The sequence below is a fragment of the Paraburkholderia sp. 2C genome, assembly GCF_054589215.1.
In genome coordinates, this window is sequence record NZ_BAAILL010000036.1 from 143,636 (window position 1) to 147,608 (window position 3,973).

Below are 3,973 nucleotides of genomic sequence, written 5' to 3' on the forward strand. Positions count from 1 at the left end.
GAAGTGGGCGAAGGCGCGCGGCAATACGCACTTGCGCGTCGACGGCGAGTTCGTGCCGGTCGACCCGTGGCCGAAGCTCGACCGCTTCCGCGAACATACGATCGAGCTGCCGGTCGGCGATCTCGTCGTGTCGGCCGACAACGAAGCGGAACTGCGGCGTCTGCTCGAACAGACGCTCGAAGCGGGCAAGGGCGTGATGCATCTGCTCGCGCCGCTCGACGGATTGCAGCGCGCGATGGCTAACCGCGGAAACGGCGGCACCGCGAAGATCGGCGCCGTCAAGGTGCTGTCCACTACGCGTGCCTGCCCGGTGTGCGGCACCAGTTACCCCGAGCTCGACCCGCGCATGTTCTCGTACAACAGCAAGCACGGCTGGTGCACGACCTGCGTCGGCACCGGGCTTGCATTGACGCGCGAGCAGCGCGCCGCGTACGACGACACGGTGCTCGTCGACGACAATCGCGGCCGCGAGCAGACGCTGCCGTCCGATGAGCAGGAGCCCGAAGGCGTCGGCGACGAGCCGTGCCCGGATTGCCACGGCACGCGGCTGAACCCGACCGCGCGCGCCGTGACGTTCGACGCGCAGCCGATCGTCGACGTCGCGCAGTGGACGGTGTCCGATACGCGCCGCTGGATCGACGGGCTGCGGCTCAAGGGGCGTGAGGCCGAGATCGCGCGCGATGTCGTCAGCGAGATTGCGAGCCGGCTGCAGTTTCTCGAAGAGGTCGGGCTCGGCTATCTGAGCCTCGATCGCGCGGCGCCGAGTCTGTCGGGCGGCGAAGCGCAGCGCATCCGTCTCGCGGCGCAACTGGGCAGCAACCTGCAGGGTGTCTGCTACGTGCTCGACGAGCCGACCATCGGTCTGCATCCGCGCGATAACCAGATTCTGCTGAATGCGCTGCGCAAGCTCGGCGACAAGGGCAATACGCTGGTCGTCGTCGAGCACGACGAAGATACGATCCGGCGTGCCGATCACATCATCGATATCGGTCCGGGCGCGGGTAAGCGCGGCGGTACGTTGGTGGCCCAAGGGGGCGTGAGCGATCTGTCGGCGCAGCCCGATTCGCTGACCGGCCGCTTCCTCGCGCAGCCGATTCCGCATCCGTTGCAGGCGCGACGTCCGGTCGTCGCGCCGGCCGCAATATCGGGCAATGCGACCGCGGGCAAGCGCGCCGCGGCCGCTGTGTCCGCTGCGGTGCCCGAACAGTGGCTCACCGTGCATGGCGGCAAGTTGCACAATCTGCGCGGCGTGACGGTCGGCATTCCGCTCGGACGCCTCGTCGCGGTGACGGGCGTGAGCGGCTCGGGCAAATCGACGCTGGCGCGCGATGTGCTGATGACGAATCTGCTCGACGCGGTCGGCCGCTCGGTGCTGTCGTCGCCGGCAACGCGGCGCGCGCGCAAGGCCGCGCAGGCGGACGAGCCGCGGACGAACCGGCGTTCGAGCGTGCTCGCGCGCAGCGCGCCGCGGCCGGCGCTGAGTGTGACGCACGCGTGGCAGGGCTGCGAGTCGATCACCGGCTGGGAAGCGATCGATCGCGTGCTCGAAGTCGACCAGACGCCGATCGGCAAGACGCCGCGTTCGTGCCCGGCCACGTATATCGGCGTGTGGGACACGATCCGGCGTCTCTTTGCCGATACGCTCGAAGCGCGCGCACGCGGCTACACCGCATCGCGCTTTTCGTTCAATACCGGCGACGGGCGCTGCCCGGCCTGCGAAGGCCAGGGCGTGCGCACGATCGGCATGAGCTTCCTGCCGGACGTCAAGGTGCCGTGCGACGTCTGCCACGGTCAGCGCTTCAATCCCGAGACGCTTGCGGTCACCTGGCGCGGCAAGAACATTGGCGACGTGCTGACCATGGAAATCGACGAAGCGGTTGAATTCTTCGCGTCGATGTCGAACATCGCACATCCGCTGCAACTGATGAAAGACGTCGGGCTCGGCTATCTGACGCTGGGTCAGCCGTCGCCGACGCTATCGGGCGGCGAGGCGCAGCGTATCAAGCTGGTCACGGAGCTCTCGAAGGTGCGCGACGACATCACGCGGCGCGGGCAGAAGGCGCCGCATACGCTGTATGTGCTCGATGAACCGACCGTCGGCCTGCATATGGCCGATGTCGCGAAGCTGATCCGGGTGCTGCATCGGCTCGCGGATGGCGGCCATAGCGTCGTCGTGATCGAGCACGATCTCGATGTGATCGCCGAAGCGGACTGGATTATCGATCTCGGTCCGGAAGGCGGCGTCGGTGGCGGCACGATCGTCGCGGCGACCGACCCCGAAGGGCTCGTCAAGGTGCGTGCAAGCCATACCGGACAGGCGCTCGCGCCGGTGCTGGCGCGCGGCGGCGCGGCGCTGCGGGAGGCGGTTGAAGCGGGGAAGGTCGGGGCTGCATGAGGGCAACATGAGGGCAACATGATTGCGGCGTGAGGGTGAGGGATTTGCCGGCCGCCGCTCCTGCTCCCGTGCACGGGGCTGGGCAATGGCGGCGGGTGGCGCGCTATGCTGCTGCAGCGGTGCACCGCTGCACCGCTGCGCGCGTGGATGCGTTCATGTCACACTCTTCTTAATCGATGTTGAAGTGCACGCGGATATCTTGCGTGCTTTCGACCGCTTCGCCGTTTTTCATCGCGGGGAAGAAGCGCCACTTCTTTAGCGCGTCGAGCAGGAGTTGATTGAGCCGCGGGTTGTGCGTCGGCTTGATCAGCGCGACGTCGACCGAGCCGTCGGGATGGACTGAAAAGCGTGCGGTCGCGACGGCTTGAAACGCGTCCTCGCGTAAATCGTCGGGCAAGGATGGTAACGGTTGCAGGATCGCGTGTGCGGGACCGTTGCCGGCGCTTGTCGACGAGCCTTCTGTTGTTGCGTTGGTTGCATTTGCCGCGTTTGCTGATTTTGCTGGCGTCGCTGGGCCGTTCGGCTGCGGCGCGTTCGCGTGTGCAGATGTCGTGGCGGATGCGGTGGCCGGGGATGTCGCGTTTGCGGTCTCCGGGACCGGCGGGGTTGGCGGTGCGATCACAGGCCGCGCACGCTCGTTCCCTTCAACGATGGGCGGCGTGGCCACCGGCGCGGCAGCGGGACGCGACACATCGCGTGTTTGCGTCGAAGCGGTGCGCGTCGGCTCAACGCTGCGACGCGTCGTTCGCGCAGGCTTTGTCTGCGCGGCGGGCGCCGCCGCTTCAACCGTCCGCGTGTTCGCCTGCTGCGACGATTGCGGCAATTGCCCTGCTTGTGGCGTTGGCCGCGGTTCGTGCGGCAACTCGGGCGGCGGCAGGCGCACGAGCCGTACGTCGAGCGCAGCCGGCTTCGTCACAGGCGCCACGTCGCCGCGATTCCAAAGCCCGCGCACGAATCCCACAGAAAACCCGATCCAGATCGCCACCGCCGCGAGCACGCATACAAGCGTACGCGGCCCTCGCGCATCGAGCACTGCATTGAGCAACGCATTGAGTACGCTACCCGCGCGATCACGCTTACCAAGCGGATCGGCCGCCCCGGCGTCCGCCTTACTGATCACGCTGAACCGCCACGAGAAAATGCTCGGCCCCGCCTTCGCGGGCGCGCAGCATCGCCTGAACCACGATTCCGTTCGCGGCCGCCTGATCCGCCGCGATCACCACATTGCCTTGCGGACCGACGAGCCGCCGGATCGTCGCCGCGACCGCGTCGAGCGTCACGCGTTGCCGGTTGATCTCGATGTGTCCGTCGCGCGCAATGGCCAGCGTTAGCGGCTGATCGCTGCTCGCCAGCGTTTCTGCATGCCCCTGCGGCAACGTCAAGCGGATCGCGTCGAGCCGCTGCATGGACAGCGACGTCAGCATGAACGTCGCGAGCAGAAAGAACATCACGTCGATCATCGGAATGATCTCGATGCGTCCGCGTTTCGCGGTTCGTGAGCGCCGCAGTTTCATGGCTTCGCGCCGACCGTTCTGGACGACGGTCCCACCCTGACGGCGGCCGCGCCGGCCGCCGCGG

General features: G+C 67.4%; 3 protein-coding genes. 1 reads left to right on the forward strand and 2 read right to left on the reverse strand.

The window, feature by feature from the left end; genetic code table 11:
• On the forward strand, positions 1-2,395 hold a 2,395-nt coding region (locus tag ACYPXD_RS13265; RefSeq protein ID WP_459711841.1), incomplete at its 5' end, for an excinuclease ABC subunit UvrA.
• A 169-nt stretch (positions 2,396-2,564) separates the two neighbouring features.
• On the opposite strand, the gene ACYPXD_RS13270 is transcribed toward ACYPXD_RS13265, so the two are convergent.
• Positions 2,565-3,515 (reverse strand): energy transducer TonB, encoded by a 951-nt coding sequence (locus ACYPXD_RS13270; RefSeq protein ID WP_459711843.1) that lies wholly within the window; start codon positions 3,513-3,515, stop codon positions 2,565-2,567.
• Positions 3,505-3,973, reverse strand: a 469-nt coding sequence (locus ACYPXD_RS13275) for an ExbD/TolR family protein (protein ID WP_459711845.1), incomplete at its 5' end; no start/stop codon positions are given. The genes ACYPXD_RS13270 and ACYPXD_RS13275, both read right to left, overlap by 11 nt.